Raw genomic sequence first — 26,650 nt, 5'->3', positions numbered from 1 at the left:
AGAGTTATAGCTTAAATTTGTGTTATATTTTTTAATCAATAAATAAAATAATGGGATTATTAAAATCTTCTATTGGAAGAAAATTTGCCATGGCACTTTCGGCGTTCTTCTTGATGTTCTTTTTATTACAACATTTTGCAATAAACATCACTTCAATTTTTCCGGACGACGGAGCAACATTTAACAAGTTATCTCATTTTATGGGAACCAACCCGTTAATTCAATATGTAATGCAACCTGTCTTAATTTTTGGTGTAGTTTTTCACTTTGTAATGGGGTTCGTCTTAGAATTAAAGAACAACAGTGCTCGTAAAGTAAGTTATGCGAAAAATAACGGAGGTGCAAATTCTACTTGGATGAGTAGAAACATGATTTGGTCTGGTATTGCAATTTTAGCATTTGTAGTATTACACTTTATCGATTTCTGGTTTCCTGAATTGAATACAAAATTCATTAAAGGAGACATGTCTGGTCTTATCAACCCTGATGTTGCTGATAGCGGACTTAGATACTTTGAGGAATTACAGCACAAATTTGTAAACCCTATTAGAGTAGGAGCTTACGTATTAGCGTTTGTATTTTTAGCAATGCACTTATTACATGGTTTTACTTCGGCTTTCCAATCGGTTGGAGCAAACAACAAATACACTAAAGGATTGAAAACATTCTGTAAAATTTATGCAATTGGTTTACCTGTAGGATTTATCATTATTGCATTATTTCACCATTTCAATCATTAATACGAAACAAGTATGGCTTTAGATTCAAAAATACCAAAAGGTCCATTAAAAGATAAATGGACAGATTATAAAAATCATATCGATTTAGTAAATCCAGCTAACAAACGTAACATTGATGTTATTGTAGTTGGTACAGGATTAGCAGGTGGTTCTGCTTCAGCAACTTTAGCTGAATTAGGCTACAACGTAAAAGCATTTGCTTATCAAGATTCTCCTCGTAGAGCGCATTCAATTGCGGCACAAGGTGGAATTAATGCAGCAAAAAATTACCAAGGTGATGGAGATTCTTTTTACAGATTATTTTACGATACTGTTAAAGGAGGAGATTACCGTTCTCGTGAAGCAAACGTACACCGTTTGGCAGAGGTTTCGGCAAATATTATTGATCAATGTGTAGCACAAGGAGTTCCTTTTGCACGTGATTATGGTGGTTTGTTAGATAACCGTTCGTTTGGTGGAGTATTAGTTTCTCGTACTTTTTATGCGAAAGGACAAACCGGGCAACAATTATTATTAGGTGCTTATTCTGCAATGAACCGTCAAATTGCTCGTGGTAAGATTGAAATGTTCAATCGTCATGAAATGTTAGATGTTGTTTTAGTTGATGGGAAAGCTCGTGGAATTATCGCCCGTAACTTAGTTACTGGTGAAATAGAACGTCACTCGGCACATGCAGTTGTTATTGCTTCTGGTGGATACGGAAATGTATATTTCTTATCAACTAACGCAATGGGATCTAACGCAACTGCAGCTTGGAAAATACATAAAAAAGGAGCGTATTTCGCAAATCCTTGTTATACACAAATTCACCCAACATGTATTCCTCGTTCGGGAGATTACCAATCGAAACTGACCTTAATGTCAGAATCATTACGTAATGATGGTCGAATTTGGGTTCCTAAAAATATGGAAGATGTATTGGCTATTAGAGAAGGTCGTAAAAAACCAACTCAATTAACCGAAGACGAAAGAGATTATTATTTAGAAAGACGTTATCCTGCGTTTGGTAACTTAGTACCACGTGATGTTGCCTCTAGAGCAGCTAAAGAACGTTGTGATGCTGGTTACGGAGTAAATGCAACAGGTGAAGCAGTTTATTTAGATTTTGCTTCTGCTATACAGCGTTATGGTGCTGAACAAGCAAAAATTCAAAATATTGTAAACCCATCTGATGCAAAAGTATATGAATTAGGGAAAGCAATTGTTGAAGCTAAATATGGTAACTTATTTCAGATGTACAATAAAATTGTAGATCAAGACCCATATAAAACCCCAATGATGATTTACCCTGCAGTGCACTACACAATGGGTGGTGTTTGGGTTGATTATAACTTAATGACTACTGTTGACGGGTTATACTGTTTAGGAGAGGCCAACTTCTCTGATCATGGTGCAAATCGTTTAGGAGCTTCTGCTTTAATGCAAGGTTTATCAGATGGTTATTTTGTATTACCTTATACTATTGGAGATTATTTATCTGGAGATATTAGAACAGGTAAAATACCAACAGATACAAAAGAATTTGATGAGGCTGTAAACGAAGTTACAGACCGTATTAATACATTTATTAACAATAAAGGAGAACATTCAGTAGATTATTACCACAAAAAATTAGGTAAAATTATGTGGGAAAAATGCGGAATGTCTCGTAACGAAAAAGGGTTAAAAGAAGCTATGGCAGAAATTAAAGCTTTACGTGAAGATTTTTGGAAAAATGTAAATGTACCAGGTAATGCTAATGAAATGAATCCTGAATTAGAAAAAGCAGGTCGTGTAGCAGATTTCTTAGAGTTAGGTGAATTATTTGCTAAAGATGCATTAGATAGAAATGAATCATGTGGTGGTCACTTTAGAGAAGAGTCTGTTGAGTTAGATGGTTTACAAAAAGGAGAAGCTAAACGTAACGATAAAGATTACGCTTATGTTGCTGCTTGGGAGTACAGAGGAGAACCTGCAGATGCAGTTTTACATAAAGAAGAATTAGAGTTTAACGATATTGAATTAAAACAACGTTCATACAAATAAGAGGATATTATGAATTTAACACTTAAAATTTGGCGTCAAAAAAACGCAAGTGATAAAGGGAAAATGGTCGATTATAAAGTAACCGATATCTCTGAACACATGTCTTTCTTAGAAATGATGGATGTTTTAAACGAGCAGATTATTAATAAAGGTGAAGAACCTGTTGCTTTTGATCATGATTGTCGTGAAGGAATTTGCGGTATGTGTTCTATGTATATTAATGGTGAGGCACATGGTCCTGATCGTGGTGTTACTACTTGTCAGTTACATATGCGTATGTTTAAAGATGGAGATACTATAACTATAGAACCATTTAGAGCTGCTGCATTTCCAGTAATTAAAGATTTAACGGTAGACAGATCAGCATTTGATAGAATTCAACATGCGGGTGGATATATTTCAGTAAACACTTCTGGTAATACACAAGATGCAAACTCAATTCCTATCTCTAAAGAAGCTGCAGATAAAGCAATGGATGCAGCAACTTGTATTGGTTGTGGTGCGTGTGTTGCAACTTGTAAAAATTCTTCTGCAATGTTATTTGTTGGAGCTAAAGTATCGCAATATGCTTTATTACCACAAGGGCAAGTAGAAGCTACAGATCGTGTTTTAAACATGGTAGCCCAAATGGATGCTGAAGGTTTTGGTAACTGTACAAATACAGGAGCTTGTGAAGTTGAATGCCCGAAAGGAATTTCATTAGAAAACATTGCTCGTATGAATACTGAGTTTATGAAAGCTAGCTTAAAAGGATAAAACCTTTTTTATATATAAAATTAAAATCCCGAGTTTACACTCGGGATTTTTTTTATTTAGAAGCAATTACATTTTTTTCTGTAACAAACCCTTTAATTTTTATTCGTGTTCGTTTTATTTTTGCATTTGATATGATGGTAAACATTTTAGAAAAACCACCTATTCTATTCGTATCATAAGTAACCTCTATACTTCCATTTTTACCTGGCATAATTGGCTTTTCTGGTTTCTTTGGCACGGCACAACCACAAGTGGATGCAACTTGTTTTATGATTAAAGAAGCGTTACCAATATTAGTAAACTCAAAAACTCGTTTCTTTTCTGATCCTTGTGTTATTTTACCATAATCGATGGTAGTATTTACAAATTTAAACTCTTGGGCATTGGCAGCCATTGTTACTAAACAAACGGTCATTAATGTTAAAATTGATTTCATTTATTTTGGATTTTAGTATTATATTCTTATTTCTAAATTTTATACATGAAGTTAGATTACTTTTTTAATCTTTTTAATCATTGATAGCGCATTGGCATCATTTGGTTTTAATTGTAAAACCTTATTATAATTCTTTAATGACTCCTTATAATTTTTAATAGTAAAATAAGCTTCTCCCATACTATCATAAACAGGATATTTGTATGGATACATTTTAGTATTTAGTTGAAAAACAAACAATGCTTTTTCTGTGTTTTTAGATTTAAGTAATTTATAACCATATGTATTTAATTCTCTACTTCCTTTAGTAAATTCAGCAAACGAAATCACTAAGTTATTTTCTTCTTTTTGTAGTTCTTTTATGGTTTTTACTTTCATTAAAGCATGTAATCGCTCAACAACAATATAATTAGGTGTGTAATTTTTACCATTAATAATAGTAAGTATATCACGTTCGAAATCTTGTTTTGGTGATTCAACAATTCTGCCAATTTCTTTATCATTTTTATAAAAAATAAAAGTAGGAACTCGGTGAATATTCAACCCTTTTTCTTCTCCGTTTGGTGATGCTTTATAAGCTTCTGGTTTTTTATCAACAGCAATCATCGATAATTTCTTGGTATCAAAACCAACTTCATCTATTACTTTATAAAATTTAGGGATTTCTCTTTTACTATCACCACACCAGCTTCCATAAAAAGCTTTAATTGTATAATTTGTAAGAGGTTTTTTTAATCGACTAACTACTTTATCATTCGTTAAATATTGATTGTAATTATCTTGAAACCAAGAAAAATCATCAGTATTAAAAGCTTTTTTATCAGTTCTACCTAATAACATCAGTGTGCCTTTACTGTCTTTTGTTGTATTATTAATCTGTTGTCCGAAAGCAATACTGTTAATTAACAAGCATAGTAATATGGTGGATTTTTTCATTTATTTATGTTTTACTCGAAAGTCCATATTTCTTACATTAAAAAAAAATCAGAAGTATATACATCAAAAAAAAAGGTATCAACTGCAATAGCGCATTAAAAAGCGGCAGTATGTACTTTGTAAATAACCTTTGGTACCTATTATTTTGCCGAATGGCTTAATTTTAGTTACTTACAATCACTATGATTAAACTAAGTAGAAAGCACAGCGCAGAGCTCTTAATACACGTACTTTTTTGGGTGTTATTTGTATTTGTATCACTATTTGTTTTTACGCCTTATTATTGGGCTGAAAATCCGTTTTTACAGTATTTTTTTATCCTAGTTGTTATTGTTTATGTGAACAATCAAGTTTTACTACCTTTTTTCGTGAAAAAGAAATGGTATTTATTCTATTCCCTCATTTTTACATTCATATCGTTTTTAGCCACACAATTGTATTGTTATGTTTTTGCACGCTGCGGATGCACAATCATGAAATGCTTAAGTGATTATTTGTGGCAGACTTTAACTCCACTTTTATTTTTCTCTTTTATATGGATGTTATTTCGATACATCGATCAATCAGAAAAAGTATTGAAAATAGAACAGGAAAGAACTGAAATGGAATTAAAGTTCCTAAAATCACAAATTAATCCACATGTATTGTTTAACAATTTAAACACCATTTATTCGTATGCGATTGAGAAACCAGACAAAGCACCCGATTTGATTTTAAGATTATCAGACAATTTAAAACATGTGTTGTACGAGAGCAATACCGAAAAAGTAAATCTTGATAAGGAAATTCAGTTTATAGATAATTACATAGCATTTCATAAAATCAGAACTGAAGGAGTTAAACAAATTATTTACCAAACCTCAACAGACAATAATCTTTATGAGATTGCACCATTGTTATTAATAACAATTATAGAAAACGCCTTTAAACACAGTATTTTTAATAGTGTTATTGATATAAATATTAAGGCAGAACAAAATAAATTAACCTGTATTTGTGAAAACCATTACAATGAAAAATTAATAAAAAGTACAGACGCAATTGGCTTAGATAATCTTAAAAAACGTTTAGATTTATTATACAAAAACAAGTATGAATTAAATATTAATAATACTGGCACTTTTAGAGTATCGTTAGTGGTAAATATTAATTATATATGAATTGTATTATTATAGAAGACGAGCTTCCGGCACAAAATATTGTGAAGAATTATATACGTAAAATTCCCGATTTAGAATTAATAGCTGCTTTTCAAACAGCAACTAGTGCGAATGAGTTTTTAAAAAGCAATACAGTAGATATTATTTTTTTAGATATTAATTTACCTGATATACCTGGATTAGATTTTATAAAAACAATTAGAAATCCGCCGAAAATAATTATTACAACTGCCTATCCTGATTATGCAGTTTCTAGTTTCGAATTGGATACAATTGTAGATTATTTAGTAAAACCTTTTTCTTTTGATCGCTTTTTAAAAGCAGTAACAAAAGCAGAAAATCAAGTAAATAATATAAAAATTAAAAATAAGGAAGTAATTTACTTAAATATAGATAAAACCATCCATAAAGTATATTTAGAAGAAATATTGTATTTAGAATCTGATAGAAATTATGTCACTTTTTTTACTATTGATAGAAAACTAACAATTATAGATTCTTTAAAAAATTGGAAAGATACTTTAGACACCCGTTTATTTGTACAAATTCACAAGTCGTATGTTGTAAATGTAAAAAGAGTTGAGAAGTTTACAGGAACTAACTTATGTATTAAAAACAAAATTCTGCCAATTGGCAGAACATATAAAAAAGAACTATTGGCTAGCTTAAAAGCTAACCAATAGTTCATTTTTTCATTATAAGAATTAAAAACTTATTCCCAAGTATTAATTGCTGCATCTCCTCCCCAAGTTATAGTAACTAAGTAAGGATTATCTATAAAAGGGTTTCTGTTTCCTTGTACATCATAAATTACATTATTTCTTTGTCTTTCGAAATCAGAAACTGGGTCTTCTTTATTCCACTTTATAAATAACTCTATAGAACCAACCTTATCAAAAGTTTCACCATATCTCGCGTTTAAATAAAATACCATTCTTGCTATATCTCCTTTCCATTCATCACCAGGAAACCAAGTACTGCCTTCTCTTTTATATGTTCCAGTACCATCAATAAAAGGATAATTAAGCCTTTGAGTATTAACAGTAGCATCACATGAACGTAAGTGGTGTAAATCAGCCTCTGATACGTCATAATTCGAAGAGGAAAGTTTAGATTTAGGATACACATGCTCAGTATTAAAAGTTTGTGTAGCATAAGAATTAGAACCCGACGTATACTCTCTTTCATCTCTACTTTCGCTCGTATACATTAAAATAACGTTAGCTACATTAGCTAAATCTTCATCCGCATTATATAAATAATTATGTCTTTCGCCATAAGTTAATATATTAGTGTGAGAGCTCGTAACTAAATCTCTTAAAGTATTGTAGTTGGTGTTTTCATCATCTATAAAAGATACTCCGTTATAATAAGCAGCTAATTCGGCAGGTATATTAAAAGATATTACTTCAACAACATTAATAGTTATTGTTGCTGTTGCACAAGTTGCTGTTGCATCGTTGTCACATAAAGAATATGTGAATGTATCTTCACCAGAAAAATCTGTTTGTGGTGTATATGATATTGTTCCGTCGCTATTTAAAGTTACAGTACCATTTGTACTTGTATCATCTAAAGAATCAACTTTAGCACCATCTATAATGGTATCATTATCTAGGTGGCTACTAATATTAATTGTAGAATTAATACCTACATTATAACTATCGTTAACGGCTTCTGGACTGCCTTTATCTGCAACATTAATTGTAACAGTAGCTGTAGAACAAATTTCAGGTGACACTTTACTACAAATAGTATAGCTAAAAGTATCTTCGCCAGAAAAATTATTTGATGGGGTGTATGTGTATGTAATACGGTCTACTTCAATAGTACCTCCATTAGCTGTTGCATCATCAAAGGTAATAGTAATTCCTGTAGATGGGTATTCATCGTTAGTTAAAAAACTAGGTAGCTCTAAAAAAGTACCTTCATTAGCTTCAAAAACATCATCTTTTGCTATTATTACTATTTCTTCATCTATTGGATCAGGAGTAGGATCTGGTTTTACAACATCTGATTCATTTCCTCCACAATTGATAAGTAACAAGGTTAAAAAACCAAGAAATAATACTTTTTTCATCATTAAATTATTTTAATTATTGTTTTATTATTTTATCATGTACTTTGGTTGGAATATTATCATTCCACACTGTTAATATATCTGTAGCTACACTTGCTCCGCTACCTGCTGCTATAGCAAACTGACTGCGTATACCTGATAAAGTACCGCAAACATACAAACCTTTTTTAATTAAATAGTTAAAATTGCGCAATTGTACTCTGTCTTTCATCACATTAGCTCTCATATGAGGCTCAATATACTGCTCTAGTCCTGCTATTTCAAATGGTTTAGAGTAATTTAAGGCTATAACTACCTTTTTACTGTAATATTCATTTTTGTTGGTTATAACTTTATAACCTTCTTCACTATCTAAAACCGATAATACTTTTTCATTTTGAATTTGAGAAACATGTGGATATTGATTAGACAATTGCTCTTTACCTTGCTCTAAAATATCACTACCTAAAGTACCAACAGGTAATCCTAAAACATTATTAAACAAAGCATTTTGTAAATGAGATATTCGTTGATGCATTAAAATACCAACTTTTTTATTTTTTGCATATTCTTTTTTATAAGCAGAGCCTATAACTAGTGCGCATTGCATACCAGAAACTCCACCTCCTATAATTAAGCAATCAAAACTCATTTATGCTAATAATACTTTTATGTTCTCTGCAAATAATCTTACTGCAATAGCTAGTAAGATTACTCCAAAAATCTTTCTAATAATTTTAATTCCGTTATTACCTATAATTTTTTCTATTCTAGATGATGTTTTTAATACAATGTAAATAACTATTACGTTTAATAAAACGGCTATAATTATATTTGATATATGGAACTCTGCTCGCAAAGATAAAAGAGTTGTTAAACTACCCGGCCCTGCTATTAAAGGAAATGCTAAGGGAAAAACAGTTGCTGTTAATGTTTCATCCTCATCATCTTTATATAAAGTGATTCCTAAAATCATTTCTAAAGCGATAAAAAATAAAATAAATGCACCTGCAACGGCGAAAGAATGTACATCTACACCTATAACTCCTAATAATTCTTTACCTACAAATAAAAACAGAATCATTATAGCCCCAGCAATAACAGATGCTTTTTCAGACTGTATATGCCCAACCTTTTTACGTAAGTCGATAATAATAGGAATGTTACCTATAATATCAATTACTGCAAACAACACCATAAACGCAGTAAAAACTTCTTTTATGCTAAAATCCATAATATCTTTTTTTTCAGCTGCAAAATTATATAAGTAATGTCACAATCTAGTATTTTTGCACCTAAATTTTATGTGAAGTTATTGTTAACTTGCACTTTTAAATATATTTTATGTTTCAATTAGGAAAAACTATCGTTTCAGAAGATCTTATCGATAAAGATTTTGTTTGTAATTTATCTGCCTGTAAAGGAGCTTGTTGTATTGACGGAGATGCTGGCGCACCTTTAGAAAAAGAGGAAACAAAGATTTTAGAAGATATATATCCTAAAATTAAACCCTTCCTCCGTAAAGAAGGTATTGAGGCTATTGAGAAACAAGGTGTATGGATTACTAGTGACTTTGGTGAACTAGAAACTCCTTTAATAAATAATGCCGATTGTGCTTATGTTATTTTTGATGATAAAAACACTGCATTATGTGCTATAGAAGAGGCTTACAACCAAGGTATTGTAGATTGGAAAAAACCTGTTTCTTGTCACCTTTATCCTGTTAGAGTGAAGGATTACAGTGAGTTTTCTGCTGTTAATTATGATAAGTGGGAAATTTGTGATGATGCTTGTTCTTTAGGTAAAGAATTACAAGTACCAGTTTATAAATTTGTAAAACAAGCACTAGTTAGAAAGTTTGGGCAAAATTGGTATGATGAATTAGAACAAATTGCAGAAAAAAGAAATAGATAATCTAATATATTATTATAATAAAAAAACGACGCTAAATAGCGTCGTTTTTTATTATTTTCAAAGTATTATTATTCTAATTAACACTAAAACTCCAAACTTGCCCTATAGACTTTGCTCCTGAGTTATCAATCGTATTAACTTTCCAGTAATATGTTTTACCTGTTGCAACAGTTACATTATATAATTCTTCATCTTGAGAACTTGTTACATCTGTTAAGTCTGCATCTTGGCCAAAGAAAACCTCATATGATAATGTGTCATCTGTATTAGAATCTGCGCCCGTCCATTTTAAATCAACAGATACAGTTGATGCATCTAATGCTGATTCAGCGGCTGGACTAATTAATTCTGCTGTAAAAGGAGCATTATTTGCTTCTCCTGTTCCTTTCGTATAAAATGCAAATACTGAAGATGCTTCTCCCGATAAGCCTTTACTGTCGGTAGCGGTTACTCTCCAATAATATGCAACGCCCTTGTCTAAATTAATAGATTTAGTGGAAGAACTTGCTGTTTCTGTTTTAATTATAGTAGCCATGTCACGGCTATTAGAAAATTCAACTTTATAACTAATAGCATCGTTATTAGCATCTGTAGCATCGCTCCAATCAAAAGCAATTGTATTATCTATACATAATAAATCTTGTGTTGGGTATGCTAAACTAACTTTACTTGGAGCTTCGTTAACCACCTCTGGTTCTCCTCCGCCTTTACTACTTCCACCTCCACAGGCAACAAATAATGGAAGTGAAAATAATGCGATTTTTTTTATTGCTTTTCTCATTTTTTTAAGATTTTAAAAGTATTAGTCTTATCGTTTCCTAATTTCAGTATATAAATACCTGCTTTATAACTATTGAATGGAATTGATAATTCGTTTCCTTGTCTTTCTATTGTTTTATCTAAAACAACTTTACCTGTTACATCAAACACAATAACTTTAACATTATTTGATGTATCAACCGGTAATAATAATTCGATAGATTCTGTTACTGGATTGTTTCTTAAGAAAACATTATCAATAACTGTTTTAAATTTACCTTCACATGCTTTTGCTGTAGTTACCTCTAAAACACCTTTTCCTTCAACCTTAACGTTAAATGTTGATTGCTCGAATGTATTAATTAAATCGCCATTTAAAAACACTTTATAAGGTGCCGTTCCTGAACTTACATTTACGGTGTAATCTCTAGATTGGTTGTTTTTAGCCACTCTTAATGAAAAAGCTTCAGCTGCTTTTATATTTATTTCAAAACATTGCTTATAATCTTTACCGTCAATCTCTACACAAATTTCATAGCTACCAGGAGTTAAATTTTCGAAAGTAAACGATGTAGATGTCAATGCTGTGGTTTCTTCTTTACCCTCTCCTTTTAATGTTACCGTATAGTTTACAAAAATTTGCTGAACATTAATGGTAATTTTACCATCGCTTTCACCTGCACAAGTTTCTGAAATAGACTCAATTTTAATGTTATCTGTATCTAAATAACTAGTATCACAAGTATCTCCAACTCCGTTTCCGTTAGTATCTGTTTGATCTGAGTTTGCAGTATTTATACAGTTATCAACATCATCCATAATACCATCGTCATCGGTATCTTGACAAGCATCTCCAACTCCATTTCCATCTGTATCTTTTTGATCTGGGTTTGCTGCATTAACACAATTATCTACACTATCTAAAATACCATCTTCATCTGTATCTTGACAAACATCTCCTACACCATTTCCATCAGTATCTAATTGATCAGGGTTTGCAGTACCTGGACAGTTATCAACATCATCCATAATACCATCTTCATCGGTATCCTGACAAGCATCTCCGATTCCGTCGTTGTTAAAATCTTTTTGATCTGCATTTTTAGTATCTATACAATTATCAACATCGTCCATAATACCATCTTCATCGGTATCCTGACAAGCATCTCCTACACCATCTCCGTCAGTATCTAATTGATCAGGATTTGCAGTATTTATACAATTATCTACGTCATCCATAACACCATCTTCATCGCTATCTTCACAAGCGTCTCCGATTCCATTTTCATTTGCATCCAATTGATCAGCATTAGCTGTGCTTGGGCAATTATCTACCCCATTTAATACCCCATCACCATCATCATCTCCTGTTGGGTCTGATATAAATTTACCTGAAAAAACCCCTCTTCCATAAGTTGCTGCAAAAACAGTATTATCATCACGCAAATCTAAATCTAAAACAGGAACATTGCTCATTCCGTTATATGACTGTGTCCAACTAGGTGAAACTGCATTAAAGTTTTTTGTTTTCCATACACCTAAATCAGTTCCTATAATTACTTCATTTGTACTAATTGGATTTTGTAATATTGATTTTACTGGTAAGTCTGGCAAATCCCCTTCTTTATTAGCCCAGTTAATTCCTCCATCTGCAGAGTACCAAATATTTACAACACCATAATTATGCATTGTTACAAAAATTTCATCTTCATTTTCTCCTAATTCAATATCTGATACCGTTCCTACAAAATCAGCCCCGGTAATTTCAGACCAAATACTACTGTCTGTATCTGCATTTTCTATTTTTAATACCTTTCCGTTTTTTAAACCTGCAAAAAGTAGACTTGATGTTGTTGTATAAGTAGATATTTTCAGAGTAGATGGCGCTGAATCCATTAACGAATTTGAAAGTGTACTTTTCTGAGGAACTATTGTTAATATATCTGAGTATCTTCTAATAGAAATACCTGTAGAACCTGAATAGTTTGAATATAGAATATTAAGATTTGAATCTAATTCCTCTTGATTAATAAAATCTCCATTAGATGAATCTTCATCATTAATCGTATAAGATTGTTCCGTTTTATAATCATACAAAACAATACTTTGATTATAAACATAATTAGATATAAAGTATTGATCATTTCCGTCAGTATCAAAGAAACTAGCAGCTCCATCACCTCCTGCAGCTCTTATAGAACTATTAATTCCTGCTCTAGCTGTTTCTACTAGTTGAGTTCCGTTGTCTTGAGCTCCTGCAATGAAATACTCTTCACCTGCAAATGCTGTTGATGGTGCTACACCTACGGTATAAAATTGTAATGTATTATAGTTATTATTTCTTGCCGAAATAATACTTCCTGCATTATTTGAAAAATATACTCCACCGTCGTTACCAAAAACCATTCTTGACGAAGAGGCAAAGGCTAAACCATGCTGATCTGCATGCACATTTTGAGAACCAAAACCTCCATACCAATGTGAGCGTTGATCCCAGGTTTGACCTGCATCTGTAGATTTAAATAAATCTATACCTCCAACATAAAGAATATTTTCATTATTTGGATCTACTTTTAGTAATAAATCATAAAAAGCTTGACCTCTCGTAAAATCATTTGCAGGAATACCTGTGTCTTTATCATCTGGTAATGGTAATTCATTTACTGTCGCAAAATCATCAGTTGTTTTAAACATTTTAACTGGTGTTACAGAACTATTTATTTGAGACAAAACATAAACTGTACCTGCATTAGATGGTGAAACAGCTATTTCTGTTCTTGACCCTGTTTCTACGGAATATATTAAATTAAAAGTATCACCATTAACTGATTTTAAAATAGCTCCACCTCCATCTCCATAAGTATAACTAGAAGTTGTACTTAAATAGATAGAATTATCAGCACCTAATTCAAAATTATTCGGCTCATATTCATTTCCTGCACTTGTTTTTGGCATGTTTAATTTAGAGAAGTTTACACCGTCTGTAGATTTATAAACACCATAACTGTCTCCCCCTAATGAAACACCCCCTAAGTAGCCAGATTCACCTGCTGCTATATAAACTTCTGAAACTCCTGAATTATTTCTTATAACAATATCATTAATATGTTGTATTCCAGGAACAACTAATACATTTGTTGCATTACTTCTACCTTTGGTTAAAGTAATATTAACCGCTTCAGTTGATAGAGCGTTTATTATTGCATTACCGGCTGTTCTGGTTGTCATAACTGCTGGTATTGTGACTGAAGCATCATCCCCTCCCATTGGTATTGGATTTCCATCAACATTATTTACCATAACAACTGCTATAGCACCCGCAGTTTCCGCTTGCTTAACTTTTAAATCAAAATCACAACTACCTCTCCTTATTACTGCTATTTTACCATCTAACTCACTTGCGTTAGTCAATTCCTCACAACCATTATCAAATGGTGCTGTTATATCATTAACTAAAACTACGTCTCCAGTAACTGAAGCTCTTAAATCTCCACCAAAGGCAGTAGCCAAGGTTGATATATATTCTCCTGAAATACTTGCTGGACTATTAACCGTAACCTTTGAGTTTGCATCTAAGAAAGAAGCTCCATCAATACCTCCAAAAATATTAGACCATGTAACTCCACCATCGGTAGATTTCCATAAACCATCTCCGTTTACATCTCCGCTTACATAAGATTCTCCAGTACCTACATAAAATATATTTGGATTATTTGGATCAGCTGCAATACAAGATACTGCTAGATTTTCAGGGATTCCTACACGAATCCATTTAGAGTTTACATCTGATATTTTAGTGTTTTTCCATAAACCGCCACTAACTCCTCCGGCAAAAACAGTTTCATCTGTAGTATCATTTGGATCAAATAAAAGTGCTCGTGTTCTTCCTCCTACATTATCAGGACCTCTTTCTTCCCAAGCATTAGTAGCTTCACCAGGAACTTTTTGACCTGCTCTTAGCTTACTCAACTCCTTTTGAAGTCTTAAAACATCTTTCTTATAAGTTCTTCCTGTATTAGGGTTTATTTCACTTAAATATTTTTGTTCGAAATAAGCATTTGGAGGTAATCCTTGTGCTTTTCTTTCTTTTTTAGGAAGTTTTCCTATTTTCTGAAAAGGGTGATTTTTCAAAAATTCTGCGTGTTGACTTCTCAATTTGTCGGCAGCTGTCTCTTTAGTGCCTATTGAATTAAAGACAACACCACCTACAGCTAAAACAAGTAAGCCAACAAATAGTATTTTTTTATTCATGGTAAAGTTATTTATGATATATAACAGTTAGTGTTAAAATTACCCTAACTTTTTTAACAAAAAGCTAAAATATAGATTATATTTACTAATAAAGCTTAATTTAATAATTAATTACGCAATATTTCCTTTTGTTTTTTTAAATAATCGTATTGCAAAACTATCCGACAAACCAGATACATAACTACAAATTTGCATAACCCTATCATAAAGTGCGGCTTTTTCTTGCTGATATTCATCAGGAAGTAAATTCAACACCAGTGTATCGTAGTTAGATTGTGTTCCGTTATACTTATTGTTTAACGCTGTTACAAAAACATCTAATAGGTCTGCAATAATCTTATACCCAGCAACTTCTTTTTCGATGACATCTTTACTACGGTATATTTTTTCTATACTTATTTTAATGATATCGTTAATTTGTGCTTCGTATATACATTTATCTAGTAATGATTTTTCGAAACTACCGTTTAAAATAGCTGTTTCATTTTCTAAAAAGATATCAACTGCTTCGTTAATTAACACACCTATTGCTAAAGCTCGTAAATAACTAATACGGTCTTTTGTGTATTTTAACGAATGATATTTTTTACTATCAATCGTGTTTTTAACCAACTTAATCATATACTCTAAAGCATAATCTTCATCGATTAGCCCTAAATTAATTCCGTCTTCAAAATCGATAATTGTATAACAAATATCATCTGCAGCTTCTACTAAATATGCTAATGGATGACGATAATAGGATATACCGTCACTTTCTTTTTTCTGTAAACCTAAATCGTTCGCAACATCTAAAAAACCTGCTGTTTCCGACTGAAAAAAGCCATATTTTTTATCGACTATATGTTTTGTTGGTTTCTTCGGAAGTGATTCTTTAGGGTATTTCATAAATGCTCCTAAAGTTGCATAACTTAAACGCAAACCTCCTTCGCTACCTGGCTTATTTTCGGTTAAAATCTTGAATCCGTTTGCATTTCCTTCAAAATCTATTAAATCTTGATATTCTTTTTCGGTAAGTTGCTCTTTATATTTTAATCCGTTACCGGTTTTAAAATACTCTCCGATGGCTTTTTCACCTGAATGCCCAAAAGGCGGATTCCCAATATCATGTGTTACGGATGCCGCAGCAACAATCGCTCCGAAATCATTAAAAGTGTAGCCTAAATCTACTAAATTCGGGTGGCGTTCTAACAATACTTTACCAACACGTCTTCCTAAGGTTCTACCAACTACCGACACTTCTAAACTGTGTGTTAATCGGGTGTGTACAAAGTCGGTTTTTGATAACGGAATTACCTGTGTTTTATCTTGTAAACTACGAAAGGCTGATGAAAATATAATTCTATCAAAATCTACTTCAAAGCCTAAACGGGTTTCGTCTTGTAATATGCGTTCACGTTTTTGTGTATCACCAAAACGTTTTAAAGAAAGGAGTTGTTCCCAGTTCATTGGTTTCATTTTTATAATAAATCTAAATCTATTAACATATTAAATGCTTTTGCATTTCCTTTTTTATGGGCTTTTTTAAGGTAAGTTATTCCTTGTTCCCTTTTATTAATTGAAATATAATAGGCTCCTAAATGTGCATATGCATCATAATTTCCTAAAAAAAATGCTTTTTTTGCGTAGTTAACTAGCTTAGTGTTAATTTTAGTATTTTTCTTTAATAGTTTTTCTAGGTTACTAATACCTTCTTCTCTTTTTAAAAGCAACATGCAAGACTCTACCACATTGCGCTTGCATAAATTATTGTATTTACTTACTGTATTTTTAGTGTATACTAAAAGACTTGTTTTAGAATGAGTTTTTTGCAAATCGTAAAATGAACTTAGTAATTGGGCTCGGGTACTTGCTTTTTTATTATTTTTTCTGTTGTTTTTAACAGTTTTACCACTGCTATTAACCCATAAAACATCTTTTGTCCATTTACCAACTCCTTTAAGAGTTTTGTTATTTACAATTTTAAATATTAAAATTCCTTTATCTGGAAAAACAAACAAGCTATCGTTTCTATGAAAATAATTTGCCTTAATTTTAGTAAATGGCGCTATGGCTACTTTTCCGTTAGCATCAAATGTAAATGATGTATACATTGATTTACCTACTACCTTAAAATTTCCATATAAATTATTATTACAATTTTGAGCCTTTGCAGCTAGTGTAAAAAGTAATAATGTTATTATAATACTGTTTTTCATGCTTCAAATTTACAAAAAAAGAGAAGCCTTTCGACTTCTCTTTGGTAAACTCTACAACTTCTTTAAAAAAGGTCTTGAAGATTTAAGAATTCATATAATTTAAAGAATCCTAAAATATTAATTAGATAATATATTCCCTTCAATAATTTATCTAAATTAAAAGAAATTCTATTATCTATTTTTGAAATATTTTGAATTACTGTTATATTATTAACTATTATAATTGTACTTTTAAAATTCTCTTTATTTCCTATTTTAGTAATTAATTTATCTTTGCTATATATCATTTAACTATTGTTTTAGGCTATCAACAATTTATTTTTTTTGTTAATAACAATTTAACGTAGCTCCCTAGTTGTTTTTAAAAGGGGTATGCTACTTACAATTTATTTTATAAATATTTAACTTGATAGAAAGAGCATTGTTTTGTACTTTTGTAAAACAAATGGAGACGAGGTAATCTCTTCTTCTCTAATTTTGTAATATTATTGGGCGGCAATCCAAAAAATATTTAAAAAAAATCAAGAGGGATATTTAATTATGTTCCTTTTTTTTATGCTTTTTATTTACTACCTCAGCAAATGACTTTAATGATTCATAAAAAAAAGAGAAGTCAAAAGACTTCTCTTTTTTCACTTTTAATCTAATTTATGTCATTACAAACAAGAAAATCTAATTAACAGATTGCTTCACTTTGCTCGCAATGACCTATTATCTTCTAAGACCCACACATTAAACAATCGTCGTCTGGAGCTCCGTTTTTAGATGCATCAACCATGGCTTTAAATTCTGTAGCGCTCATTGGTTTTTCTTCTTCAACTATAGCTTCTTTCTTTTCGATATTTAACGTAAACTGTTTTGCGTTTACTGCCGATTTTGTACGTAAATAGTACATTCCTGTTTTTAAACCACTTTTCCAAGCATAAAAATGCATAGAAGTTAACTTAGCATAATCTGGGTCTTTCATAAATAAGTTTAACGACTGAGATTGATCGATAAAGTATCCTCTATGGCGCGCCATATCGATAATATCTTTCATACTCATTTCCCAAACTGTTTTGTATAAATCTTTTAAGTCTTGCGGAATAGCATCAATATGTTGGATAGATCCGTTTGCACGCATAATATCTTCCTTCATATTATTATCCCATAAATTTAACTCTACTAAATCTTCTAATAAGTGCTTGTTTACTACAATAAACTCACCAGATAATACTCTACGAGTATAAATATTAGAAGTATATGGTTCGAAAGCTTCGTTATTTCCTAAAATTTGTGAAGTAGATGCTGTTGGCATTGGCGCCACTAATAACGAGTTACGAACACCGTGTTCCATCACTTTTTTACGCAAAGCATTCCAGTCCCAACGACCACTTAAATCGTCTTCTTTAATTCCCCACATATTGTGCTGAAATTCTCCTTGAGACATTGGCGAACCTTTAAATGTTGAATATGGTTCTTTTGCTTTTGCAATTTCCATTGATGAAGTTACAGATGCAAAATACAAGGTTTCGAATATTTCTTGGTTTAACTTCTTAGCTTCATCAGATGTAAACGGTAAACGCAACATGATAAACGCATCTGCTAATCCTTGAATCCCTAATCCTACCGGACGGTGACGAACGTTAGAGTTTTCTGCTTCAATAACCGGATAATAGTTACGATCAATAACGGTATCTAAGTTTCTAATTACTTTTTTAGTTACTTTAAATAGCTTTTTATGATCAAAAAATTTGTTTCCGTTTTCATCTTCACCAACAAACATTGGTACTGCAATGGATGCTAAATTACATACTGCTACCTCATCTTTGGCAGTATATTCCATAATCTCAGTACATAAATTTGAAGAACGAATAGTTCCTAAATTCTTCTGATTTGATTTACGGTTAGCAGCATCTTTATACAACATGTACGGTGTACCTGTTTCTATTTGCGACTCTAAGATTTTCTCCCATAAATCACGTGCTTTTATTGTTTTTCTACCTTTACCAGCAGCTTCATAGCTTGTATATAAACGCTCGAACTCTTCTCCATAAGTATCAAATAAATGCGGACATTCATGAGGACACATCAACGTCCAGTCTGCATCTTTTTGTACACGCTCCATAAATAAATCAGAAATCCACATTGCATAAAATAAATCACGTGCTCTCATTTCTTCTTTACCATGATTTTTCTTTAAATCAAGAAAATCATAAATATCAGCATGCCAAGGCTCTAAATACATTGCGAAAGAACCTTTACGTTTTCCTCCTCCTTGATCTACATAACGTGCTGTATCGTTAAATACCTTTAGCATTGGTACAATTCCGTTTGATGTACCGTTAGTACCAGCAATATAACTTCCTGTTGCACGAATGTTATGTAAAGACAAACCAATACCTCCTGCAGATTGCGAAATCTTAGCAGTTTGTTTTAGTGTATCGTAAATACCTTCTATACTGTCATCTTGCATTTGTAATAAAAAACAAGACGACATTTGTGGTTTTGGTGTACCTGCGTTAAATAATGTTGGCGTAGCATGGGTAAAATATTTTTTACTCATTAACTCGTATGTAGCGATTGCTTCGTCAATATCTTCTTTATGAATACCTATAGATACACGCATTAACATGTGCTGTGGACGCTCAACAATGTTACCGTTTAACTTTAATAAATAAGAACGCTCTAAGGTTTTAAATCCAAAATAATCGTAGTTAAAATCACGACTATAAATAATAGTAGAGTCTAATTTATCAGCATTTTTCATGATAATGTCATACACATCATCTGCTAATAAAGGAGATTTTTTTTCTGTACGAGGGTTTACGTATTCGTACAAATCAACCATCGTTTCTGAAAACGACTTTTTAGTGTTTTTATGTAAATTAGATACGGCAATTCTTGCAGCTAATTTTGCATAATCAGGGTGTGCAGTTGTTAATGTTGCAGCAACCTCAGCAGCTAAATTATCTAATTCAGATGTTGTTACACCGTCATATAAACCTTCAATAACACGCATTGCAACTTTTACGGGGTCAACAATCTTGTTTAATCCGTAACACATTTTTCTAACCCTCGCTGTGATCTTATCAAACATCACAAGCTCTCTTTTACCGTCTCTTTTTGCTACATACATATTATTACTCTTGTTTTTAATTTGGTTATAAGAATCACACAGGTTTTACTCTAAGAGCGACTCTTACATGTTAAAATATTTTTGTTTCTTTTTTGAAACTATATTTAGCTTAAACGCCTTCGTGTTTTTAGCTAAACTTTACCGCATGTAGGGGTTAGCAGTAGTGTTATTCTTTTTTTAAAAATCAGCATCGAAACTAATGTCTCCTGTACCACCTGATGATACTCCTGCTTTTTGATATTCTGAAACTCTTTTTTCGAAGAAGTTCGTTTTTCCTTCTAATGAAATCATTTCCATAAAGTCAAAAGGGTTTGTAGCTTCATACTCTTTATCACATCCAAACTCTAGTAATAATCTATCGGTTACATACTCTAAGTATTGTGTCATTAACTTAGCATTCATACCAATTAAACTTACCGGTAAAGATTCTGTAATAAATTCTCTTTCGATAGTAAGTGCATCTAAAATAATTTCGCGAATACGATCTTTAGGCACTTTATTTACCATGTGATGGTTGTGTAAATGAACTGCAAAGTCACAGTGCATTCCTTCATCACGAGAAATTAATTCGTTAGAAAATGCCAATCCTGGCAACAAACCTCTTTTCTTTAACCAAAAAATAGAACAAAAAGATCCTGAAAAGAAAATACCTTCAACAGCTGCAAAAGCAATTAATCTTTCTGCAAACGAATCAGACTCTATCCATTTTAATGCCCAATCGGCTTTCTTTTTAATCGCTGGAAAAATTTCTATTGCCTTAAACAATTTATCTTTTTCTGCATCATTCTTTACATAAGTATCTATTAATAATGAATACGTTTCAGAATGCACGTTTTCCATCATTATTTGAAAACCATAAAAGAATTTTGCTTCAGAATATTGTACTTCGTTTACGAAGTTTTCTGCTAAATTTTCATTTACAATTCCGTCAGAAGCTGCAAAAAAAGCTAAAACATGCTTAATGAAATAACGTTCATCGTCAGTTAACTTTGTTTCCCAATCGATAACATCTACTGATAAATCAATTTCTTCGGCGGTCCAAAAACAAGCTTGTTGTTTTTTATACCATTCCCATAAATCGTCATGTTGAATTGGAAAAATTACAAATCTATCTTTGTTTTCTTGTAAAATTGGTTCGATGAAAGCCATTATATATTTGTGCTAAATTTTAATGTTATTTTTATTTTCTAGAGGGGTTAACAAAGATTCAAAAAATTACTAAAAACTGAAAGCCTTACTTATTCACAAATCCCTTGAAGTTTTCAACAAATTGAAAAAAAAACACAAAAGAGCGTCATTTCAACAAAAGCACAACTTATTTAAAAACAAGTATTTAAAATTAAAAAACAAGCTTGAGTAGTGATAATCACTGAGTTTCCTATTTTGGTTTTTTTGCATAAAAAAAGTGATGTTTTTACATCACTTTTTCACTTTATTTTTAGACCTATTTCTCTACCTTTAAAACATCTTTTATAATTTCTTCTATTTGTTTTTTTGGTAATGCTCCGTTTGCCATTTGAGGCTGTTCACCTGCTTTACAAAATAACATTGAAGGAATGCTACGAATTCCAAAAGCGGCAGACAATTCTTGTTCTGCTTCTGTATCAATTTTATAAATATCAATTTTACCTTCGTATTCTTTACTCAATTCTTCTAAAATCGGAGCCAAAGTTTTACATGGTCCACACCAATCTGCATAAAAATCAATTAATGCTGGTTTGTCTCCTTCAAACTTCCACTCTTTGTTCTCTTCAAAATTAAATACTTTTTCTAAAAAAGTTGCCTTTGTTAAATTTTCTGTCATGCTGTTTTTATTAATTATTTACTTGAAAATTTTCAAGCTTAAAGGTAGTCGTTTTTATTTCTTAAAGATTACAAGAACACTATTTAGTGTTAAAAACGTCATAAAAAATAGGATTCTCATACTTTTTTCTGCTAACTTTGAAAGAATTAACTAATTTTTAAACCATGAAAAAAATCCTTTTTTCGATTCTTTGTGCGAGTACTATTTTAGTGTCTTGCAAACAAGAAAATCAACCTAAAAATACAATTACTGTGAAGTATCCAGAAACTGCTAAAAAAGCTGTTATAGACACCTTATTCGGAACTGCTGTCACCGATAACTATCGTTGGTTAGAAGATGATAGAAGCAAAGAAACTGAAAATTGGGTTAAAGCTGAGAATGAAGTAACCTTTGATTATTTAAGTAAAATACCATATCGCGAGCAGCTAAAAAATCGTTTATCTGAATTATGGAACTATGAAAAAATAGGGACTCCTTTTAAAGAAGGCGAATACACCTACTTTTATAAAAACAACGGATTACAAAATCAGTATGTTTTATATAGGAAAGACAAAGAAGGTAAAGAAGAAGTTTTCTTAGATCCAAATACGTTCTCTGAAGACGCAACAACATCATTAGGTTCTGTTAGTTTTTCTAAAAACAGCGAAACAGTTGCCTATTCAATTTCTGAAGGAGGTAGCGATTGGCGTAAAATAATCGTTATGAATGCCAAGAGCAAACAAATTATTGGTGATACTTTAATTGATGTAAAGTTCTCTGGAATTTCTTGGTACAAAAATGAAGGTTTCTATTATTCTAGTTACGATAAGCCAAAAGGAAGTGAATTATCTGCAAAAACAGATCAACATAAATTATACTACCATAAATTAGGAACGGCACAAAAAGAAGATACTGTTGTTTTTGGAGCAACTCCTCAAGAAAAACATCGTTACGTTGGTGGTAGTGTTACTGAAGATAATAATTACCTTGTAATTACAGCAAGCGTATCAACATCAGGAAATAAATTATTTTTTAAAGATCTTTCTAAGCCTGATAGTTCTTTAATAACAATTTTAGATCATACAGATAGTGATACCTACCCGATAGATAATATTGGCTCTAAAATATACTTGGTAACCAACCTTAATGCGCCTAATAAAAAAGTAGTTACTGTAGATATTTCTAATCCAACTACTGAAAATTGGAAAGATTTTATTCCTGAAACAAAGAATGTTTTAAATGCATCAACAGGTGCCGGTTATTTCTTTGCAGAATATATGGTTGATGCGGTTTCTAAAGTAATACAATATGATTATGACGGAAAATTAATTCGTGAAGTAAAATTACCTGGCGTAGGATCTGCCGGTGGTTTTGGCGGAAAAGCAACTGCTAAAGAATTGTATTTTTCATTTACAAACTACAACACACCTAGTTCATCTTATAAATTCGATCCGAAAGAAGGAACGTATGCTGTTTATTGGAAACCTGCAATTTCTTTTAATGGGGATGCTTATGAAAGCAAACAAATATTTTATTCTTCGAAAGACGGAACAAAAGTTCCGATGATTATCACCTATAAAAAGGGATTAGAATTAAATGGTAAAAACCCAACTATTTTATACGGTTATGGCGGATTCAATGTTAGTTTAACTCCAAGTTTTAGTATTGCAAATGCCGTTTGGATGGAACAAGGTGGTGTTTACGCCGTACCAAACTTGCGTGGTGGAGGTGAATACGGTAAAAAATGGCACGATGCCGGAACACAATTAAAAAAGCAAAATGTATTTGACGATTTTATTGCTGCAGCCGAATATTTAATCAACCAAAAATATACCTCATCAGATTTTCTTGCCATTCGTGGTGGATCTAATGGTGGTTTATTAGTGGGAGCAACCATGACGCAACGACCAGATTTAATGAAAGTAGCATTGCCAGCAGTTGGAGTTTTAGATATGTTACGTTATCATACATTTACTGCAGGAGCAGGTTGGGCGTACGATTACGGAACCGCAGAGCAAAGCAAAGAGATGTTCGATTATTTAAAAGGCTATTCTCCTGTGCACAATGTTAAAAAAGTTGCGTATCCAGCAACCATGGTAACTACTGGTGATCATGATGATCGTGTGGTACCAGCGCATAGTTTTAAATTTGCTGCCGAGTTACAAGACAAACAACAAGGAGAGAATCCGGTATTAATTCGTATCGAAACAAATGCTGGTCATGGTGCCGGAACACCGGTTGCAAAAACAATAGAACAGTATGCTGATATTTTCGGATTCACCTTATTTAATATGGGGTTTGATCAGTTACCAAATCCACCAAAATCTAAAATTAAGAGTTAAAATTTGTAACAGCTTAAAAATTACAGATACTAATACATAAATCAATCTAAATTAAACACAATGAAAACCATTCACAAAATGCTGTTTACTACTGCAGTCGCTTCCATAGCAATTGCTTCGTGTAAAACAGAAAGTAAGCCTGAAGAAAAAAATCTCAGGGAATTATTATTGAAAACATGGATACTTCTGTTAAACCAACAGATGATTTCTTTAGATACGTAAACGGAACTTGGATGGATAAAACCGAGATTCCTGCTGACAGAACTTCTTGGGGTGGTTTTGGTGAATTACGTAAAAAAACGGATGCTGATGTATTGGTTATTTTAAATGATGCTATTCAAGAAAGAGATTTTCCGAAGGTAAAAGACGCTGAAGGAAATGAAATAGATTCTGATCAAGAAAAAGCAGTAAACTATTACGAAACTATAATGGATACTGTTGCTAGAAACAAGCAAGGTACCGAGCCAATTAAGCCTTTTTTAGCTAAAATTGAAGAAATTAAAACTAAAAAAGATGTAGAAAACTATATTACAAACATGGCACCTTATGGTGGTGGTGGTTTTTATGGTTTTGGCGTTTATAACGATTTAAAAAACAGTAGCCAATACGCAGGTTATATGGGCGCTGGTGGTTTAGGTTTATCTCGTGATTATTATATGGATGCTAAAGTTGCCGATAAATTAGCTAAATATCAAGAGTTTGTTGCTAAAACATTAATGACTTTTGGTGATGATGAAGCTACTGCTAAAAAGAATGCAGCTACTATTGTTGCTTTCGAAAAAAGTTTAGCAGCACCAATGATGACCAAAGAAGAGCGTAGAGATACACGTAAAATGTATAACCCTATGACGGTTGCCGAATTAACTGAATTAGCTCCTGCAATTGATTGGGCAGCACATTTAGAAGGTATTGGTGTTACTGATCTTGATAAAATAATTGTTACCGATCTTGGATACTTTAAAGCATTAAGCGGAATTTTAGATGCTCGTTCTGTAGAGGATATTAAATTGTTATTCCGTTGGAATACAATTAACAATTCACTTGGTTTATTATCTACCGATTTAGAAACTGCTAATTGGGAGTTTTACAGCAAAGAAATGCGCGGTGCAAAGCAACAACGTCCAAGAAACGAACGTGCTTTAGGTAATTTAAATGGTGCTGTTGGTGAAGCTTTAGGTAAGTTGTATGTTGATAAAATGTTTCCACCAGAAGCAAAAGCAAAAGCGAAAGAAATGATCGACAATGTAATGTTAGGTTTCGAAAAACGTATTGCTGGTTTAGAGTGGATGAGTGAAGAAACTAAAACTAAAGCATTAGAAAAGTTACATAAGTTAACTGTTAAAATCGCCTATCCTGATGTTTGGAAAGACTATTCTGAATTACAAGTAAAAGGATTAACAGAAGGTGGTTCTTACTTCGAAAACGCTAAAAACGTTACTAAGTGGAATTATAACAAGAACATGGAAAAATTAGGAAAAGCTGTAGACAGAACAGAATGGGGAATGTCTCCTCAAACTGTAAATGCTTACTTTAATCCTGTAAACAACGAAATCGTTTTTCCTGCTGCAATTTTACAACCTCCTTTTTATGATTACAAAGCTGATGAAGCTGTAAATTATGGTGGTATCGGAGCCGTAATTGGTCACGAAATTTCTCATAGTTTCGATGATTCTGGTGCTCGTTTTGATGGCGATGGAAACCTTAAAAACTGGTGGACTGAACAAGATTCTGAAAAATTTGCTGTAATTGGTAAGCAATTGGTAAAACAATATAGCGACATTATTGCTATCGATAGTATGCACTTAAACGGTGAATTTACTTTAGGTGAAAATATTGGTGATTTAGGTGGTGTACAAGCTGCTTACGAAGGTTTACAAATTTTCTTAGAAAAGAACGGAAAACCTGCTGATATTGATGGTTATACTGCAAACCAACGTTTTTTCCTTTCTTGGGGAACAATCTGGAGAACAAAAATGCGTGATGAAGCTTTAAAGAACTTAATTATGACAAACACACACGCTCCAGGTCAATATAGAGCGTATATGCCACTTAAAAACGTTGATGCTTTCTATGAAGCTTTTGATGTTAAAGAAGGTGATAAAATGTATTTAAAACCAGAAGAAAGAGTTAGAATTTGGTAAGATCACAGACCTTTTTGATATGATTCTCTTTA

Annotated in this window: 21 protein-coding genes; 8 read left to right on the top strand and 13 right to left on the bottom strand. The window is 32.1% G+C overall.

The genetic code is table 11. The annotated features are described in order from the left end of the window. Nucleotides 1-47: 47 nt before the first annotated feature. Genes RRF68_RS09580 through RRF68_RS09570 form a run of 3 tightly spaced genes read left to right on the top strand, consistent with a single transcriptional unit; the run spans nt 48 to nt 3,521 of the window. A complete protein-coding gene (locus tag RRF68_RS09580) occupies nt 48-740 on the top strand; it encodes a succinate dehydrogenase cytochrome b subunit (RefSeq protein ID WP_218773521.1) in 693 nt (230 codons plus the stop codon). Nucleotides 741-752: 12 nt separating this feature from the next. Continuing rightward, entirely contained in the window at nt 753-2,765 is a 2,013-nt protein-coding gene (locus RRF68_RS09575; RefSeq protein ID WP_218771904.1) for a fumarate reductase/succinate dehydrogenase flavoprotein subunit, read from the top strand. A 9-nt stretch (nt 2,766-2,774) separates the two neighbouring features. Then, the gene (locus RRF68_RS09570) at nt 2,775-3,521 is read left to right on the top strand and encodes a succinate dehydrogenase/fumarate reductase iron-sulfur subunit (RefSeq protein WP_218771903.1); all 747 of its coding nucleotides are present in this window, start codon (nt 2,775-2,777) and stop codon (nt 3,519-3,521) included. Between the two features lie 52 nt (nt 3,522-3,573). Here RRF68_RS09570 and RRF68_RS09565 read toward each other — a convergent pair whose 3' ends face one another. Both RRF68_RS09565 and RRF68_RS09560 read right to left on the bottom strand, forming a co-directional pair. Next, on the bottom strand, nt 3,574-3,957 hold the full coding sequence (locus RRF68_RS09565; protein WP_315944208.1) for a DUF1573 domain-containing protein: 384 nt from the start codon (nt 3,955-3,957) through the stop codon (nt 3,574-3,576). Nucleotides 3,958-4,008: 51 nt separating this feature from the next. Next, nucleotides 4,009-4,893: a thioredoxin domain-containing protein gene (locus tag RRF68_RS09560; protein WP_315944207.1), complete on the bottom strand. Its 885-nt coding sequence runs from the start codon at nt 4,891-4,893 to the stop codon at nt 4,009-4,011. Between the two features lie 575 nt (nt 4,894-5,468). On the opposite strand from RRF68_RS09560, the gene RRF68_RS09555 reads away from it, so the two are divergent. Together RRF68_RS09555 and RRF68_RS09550 are read left to right on the top strand one after the other, a co-directional pair. Beyond that, entirely contained in the window at nt 5,469-6,053 is a 585-nt protein-coding gene (locus tag RRF68_RS09555; protein ID WP_315944206.1) for a sensor histidine kinase, read from the top strand. Continuing rightward, the gene (locus RRF68_RS09550; RefSeq protein ID WP_315944205.1) at nt 6,050-6,736 is read left to right on the top strand and encodes a LytTR family DNA-binding domain-containing protein; all 687 of its coding nucleotides are present in this window, start codon (nt 6,050-6,052) and stop codon (nt 6,734-6,736) included. The genes RRF68_RS09555 and RRF68_RS09550 overlap by 4 nt, the downstream gene beginning before the upstream one ends. Before the next feature lie 29 nt (nt 6,737-6,765). On the opposite strand, the gene RRF68_RS09545 is transcribed toward RRF68_RS09550, so the two are convergent. Genes RRF68_RS09545 through RRF68_RS09535 form a run of 3 tightly spaced genes read right to left on the bottom strand, consistent with a single transcriptional unit; the run spans nt 6,766 to nt 9,346 of the window. Continuing rightward, nucleotides 6,766-8,133 (bottom strand): endonuclease, encoded by a 1,368-nt coding sequence (locus RRF68_RS09545; RefSeq protein ID WP_315944204.1) that lies wholly within the window; start codon nt 8,131-8,133, stop codon nt 6,766-6,768. Between the two features lie 16 nt (nt 8,134-8,149). Then, nucleotides 8,150-8,764, bottom strand: a complete 615-nt coding sequence (locus RRF68_RS09540; RefSeq protein ID WP_315944203.1) for an NAD(P)/FAD-dependent oxidoreductase — start codon at nt 8,762-8,764, stop codon at nt 8,150-8,152. Next, entirely contained in the window at nt 8,765-9,346 is a 582-nt protein-coding gene (locus RRF68_RS09535) for a MarC family protein (RefSeq protein WP_218771897.1), read from the bottom strand. 110 nt (nt 9,347-9,456) lie between these two features. Between RRF68_RS09535 and RRF68_RS09530 the strand changes: the two genes are divergently transcribed. Beyond that, nucleotides 9,457-10,026, top strand: a complete 570-nt coding sequence (locus RRF68_RS09530; RefSeq protein ID WP_275315968.1) for a DUF3109 family protein — start codon at nt 9,457-9,459, stop codon at nt 10,024-10,026. Nucleotides 10,027-10,099: 73 nt separating this feature from the next. Here the strand turns inward: RRF68_RS09530 and RRF68_RS09525 are convergent, their stop codons facing one another. The 8 genes from RRF68_RS09525 to trxA form a co-directional block, all read right to left on the bottom strand. Further along, nucleotides 10,100-10,807 (bottom strand): hypothetical protein, encoded by a 708-nt coding sequence (locus RRF68_RS09525; protein WP_218771895.1) that lies wholly within the window; start codon nt 10,805-10,807, stop codon nt 10,100-10,102. Beyond that, nucleotides 10,804-15,036: a thrombospondin type 3 repeat-containing protein gene (locus tag RRF68_RS09520; RefSeq protein ID WP_315944202.1), complete on the bottom strand. Its 4,233-nt coding sequence runs from the start codon at nt 15,034-15,036 to the stop codon at nt 10,804-10,806. Before RRF68_RS09520 ends, RRF68_RS09525 begins: the two co-directional genes overlap by 4 nt. A gap of 111 nt (nt 15,037-15,147) precedes the next feature. Further along, nucleotides 15,148-16,485, bottom strand: coding sequence for a deoxyguanosinetriphosphate triphosphohydrolase (locus RRF68_RS09515; RefSeq protein ID WP_218773520.1), 1,338 nt, complete (start codon nt 16,483-16,485; stop codon nt 15,148-15,150). Between the two features lie 11 nt (nt 16,486-16,496). After that, nucleotides 16,497-17,234, bottom strand: coding sequence for a hypothetical protein (locus RRF68_RS09510; protein WP_218771893.1), 738 nt, complete (start codon nt 17,232-17,234; stop codon nt 16,497-16,499). Nucleotides 17,235-17,296: 62 nt separating this feature from the next. Continuing rightward, nucleotides 17,297-17,521: a hypothetical protein gene (locus RRF68_RS09505; RefSeq protein WP_218771892.1), complete on the bottom strand. Its 225-nt coding sequence runs from the start codon at nt 17,519-17,521 to the stop codon at nt 17,297-17,299. 431 nt (nt 17,522-17,952) lie between these two features. Next, a complete protein-coding gene (locus RRF68_RS09500) occupies nt 17,953-20,352 on the bottom strand; it encodes a ribonucleoside-diphosphate reductase subunit alpha (protein WP_315944201.1) in 2,400 nt (799 codons plus the stop codon). A gap of 177 nt (nt 20,353-20,529) precedes the next feature. Continuing rightward, the gene (locus RRF68_RS09495) at nt 20,530-21,501 is read right to left on the bottom strand and encodes a ribonucleotide-diphosphate reductase subunit beta (RefSeq protein WP_218771890.1); all 972 of its coding nucleotides are present in this window, start codon (nt 21,499-21,501) and stop codon (nt 20,530-20,532) included. A 295-nt stretch (nt 21,502-21,796) separates the two neighbouring features. After that, nucleotides 21,797-22,156, bottom strand: coding sequence for a thioredoxin (gene trxA, locus RRF68_RS09490; RefSeq protein ID WP_260587305.1), 360 nt, complete (start codon nt 22,154-22,156; stop codon nt 21,797-21,799). Between the two features lie 164 nt (nt 22,157-22,320). On the opposite strand from trxA, the gene RRF68_RS09485 reads away from it, so the two are divergent. Both RRF68_RS09485 and RRF68_RS09480 read left to right on the top strand, forming a co-directional pair. After that, nucleotides 22,321-24,477, top strand: a complete 2,157-nt coding sequence (locus RRF68_RS09485) for a prolyl oligopeptidase family serine peptidase (protein ID WP_315944200.1) — start codon at nt 22,321-22,323, stop codon at nt 24,475-24,477. A gap of 176 nt (nt 24,478-24,653) precedes the next feature. Continuing rightward, a complete protein-coding gene (locus RRF68_RS09480) occupies nt 24,654-26,618 on the top strand; it encodes a M13 family metallopeptidase (RefSeq protein WP_315944199.1) in 1,965 nt (654 codons plus the stop codon). Nucleotides 26,619-26,650 lie beyond the last annotated feature (32 nt).

The sequence above is a fragment of the Tenacibaculum sp. HL-MS23 genome, assembly GCF_032463465.1.
In the GTDB taxonomy this organism is placed as follows: domain Bacteria; phylum Bacteroidota; class Bacteroidia; order Flavobacteriales; family Flavobacteriaceae; genus Polaribacter; species Polaribacter bernardetii.
Note: the sequence above shows the minus strand (reverse complement) of the source record. Positions and strands in the feature narration are given on the sequence as shown.

Coding starts and splice junctions, on each gene's coding strand:
- RRF68_RS09505 (WP_218771892.1), bottom strand. CDS start 17,521: ATGATATATAGCAAAGATAAATTAATTACTAAAATAGGAAATAAAGAG.
- RRF68_RS09480 (WP_315944199.1), top strand. CDS start 24,654: ATGGATACTTCTGTTAAACCAACAGATGATTTCTTTAGATACGTAAAC.
- RRF68_RS09545 (WP_315944204.1), bottom strand. CDS start 8,133: ATGAAAAAAGTATTATTTCTTGGTTTTTTAACCTTGTTACTTATCAAT.
- RRF68_RS09570 (WP_218771903.1), top strand. CDS start 2,775: ATGAATTTAACACTTAAAATTTGGCGTCAAAAAAACGCAAGTGATAAA.
- RRF68_RS09535 (WP_218771897.1), bottom strand. CDS start 9,346: ATGGATTTTAGCATAAAAGAAGTTTTTACTGCGTTTATGGTGTTGTTT.
- RRF68_RS09500 (WP_315944201.1), bottom strand. CDS start 20,352: ATGTATGTAGCAAAAAGAGACGGTAAAAGAGAGCTTGTGATGTTTGAT.
- RRF68_RS09495 (WP_218771890.1), bottom strand. CDS start 21,501: ATGGCTTTCATCGAACCAATTTTACAAGAAAACAAAGATAGATTTGTA.
- RRF68_RS09530 (WP_275315968.1), top strand. CDS start 9,457: ATGTTTCAATTAGGAAAAACTATCGTTTCAGAAGATCTTATCGATAAA.
- RRF68_RS09510 (WP_218771893.1), bottom strand. CDS start 17,234: ATGAAAAACAGTATTATAATAACATTATTACTTTTTACACTAGCTGCA.
- RRF68_RS09540 (WP_315944203.1), bottom strand. CDS start 8,764: ATGAGTTTTGATTGCTTAATTATAGGAGGTGGAGTTTCTGGTATGCAA.
- RRF68_RS09515 (WP_218773520.1), bottom strand. CDS start 16,485: ATGAACTGGGAACAACTCCTTTCTTTAAAACGTTTTGGTGATACACAA.
- RRF68_RS09525 (WP_218771895.1), bottom strand. CDS start 10,807: ATGAGAAAAGCAATAAAAAAAATCGCATTATTTTCACTTCCATTATTT.
- RRF68_RS09485 (WP_315944200.1), top strand. CDS start 22,321: ATGAAAAAAATCCTTTTTTCGATTCTTTGTGCGAGTACTATTTTAGTG.
- RRF68_RS09520 (WP_315944202.1), bottom strand. CDS start 15,036: ATGAATAAAAAAATACTATTTGTTGGCTTACTTGTTTTAGCTGTAGGT.
- RRF68_RS09565 (WP_315944208.1), bottom strand. CDS start 3,957: ATGAAATCAATTTTAACATTAATGACCGTTTGTTTAGTAACAATGGCT.
- RRF68_RS09575 (WP_218771904.1), top strand. CDS start 753: ATGGCTTTAGATTCAAAAATACCAAAAGGTCCATTAAAAGATAAATGG.
- trxA (WP_260587305.1), bottom strand. CDS start 22,156: ATGACAGAAAATTTAACAAAGGCAACTTTTTTAGAAAAAGTATTTAAT.
- RRF68_RS09560 (WP_315944207.1), bottom strand. CDS start 4,893: ATGAAAAAATCCACCATATTACTATGCTTGTTAATTAACAGTATTGCT.
- RRF68_RS09550 (WP_315944205.1), top strand. CDS start 6,050: ATGAATTGTATTATTATAGAAGACGAGCTTCCGGCACAAAATATTGTG.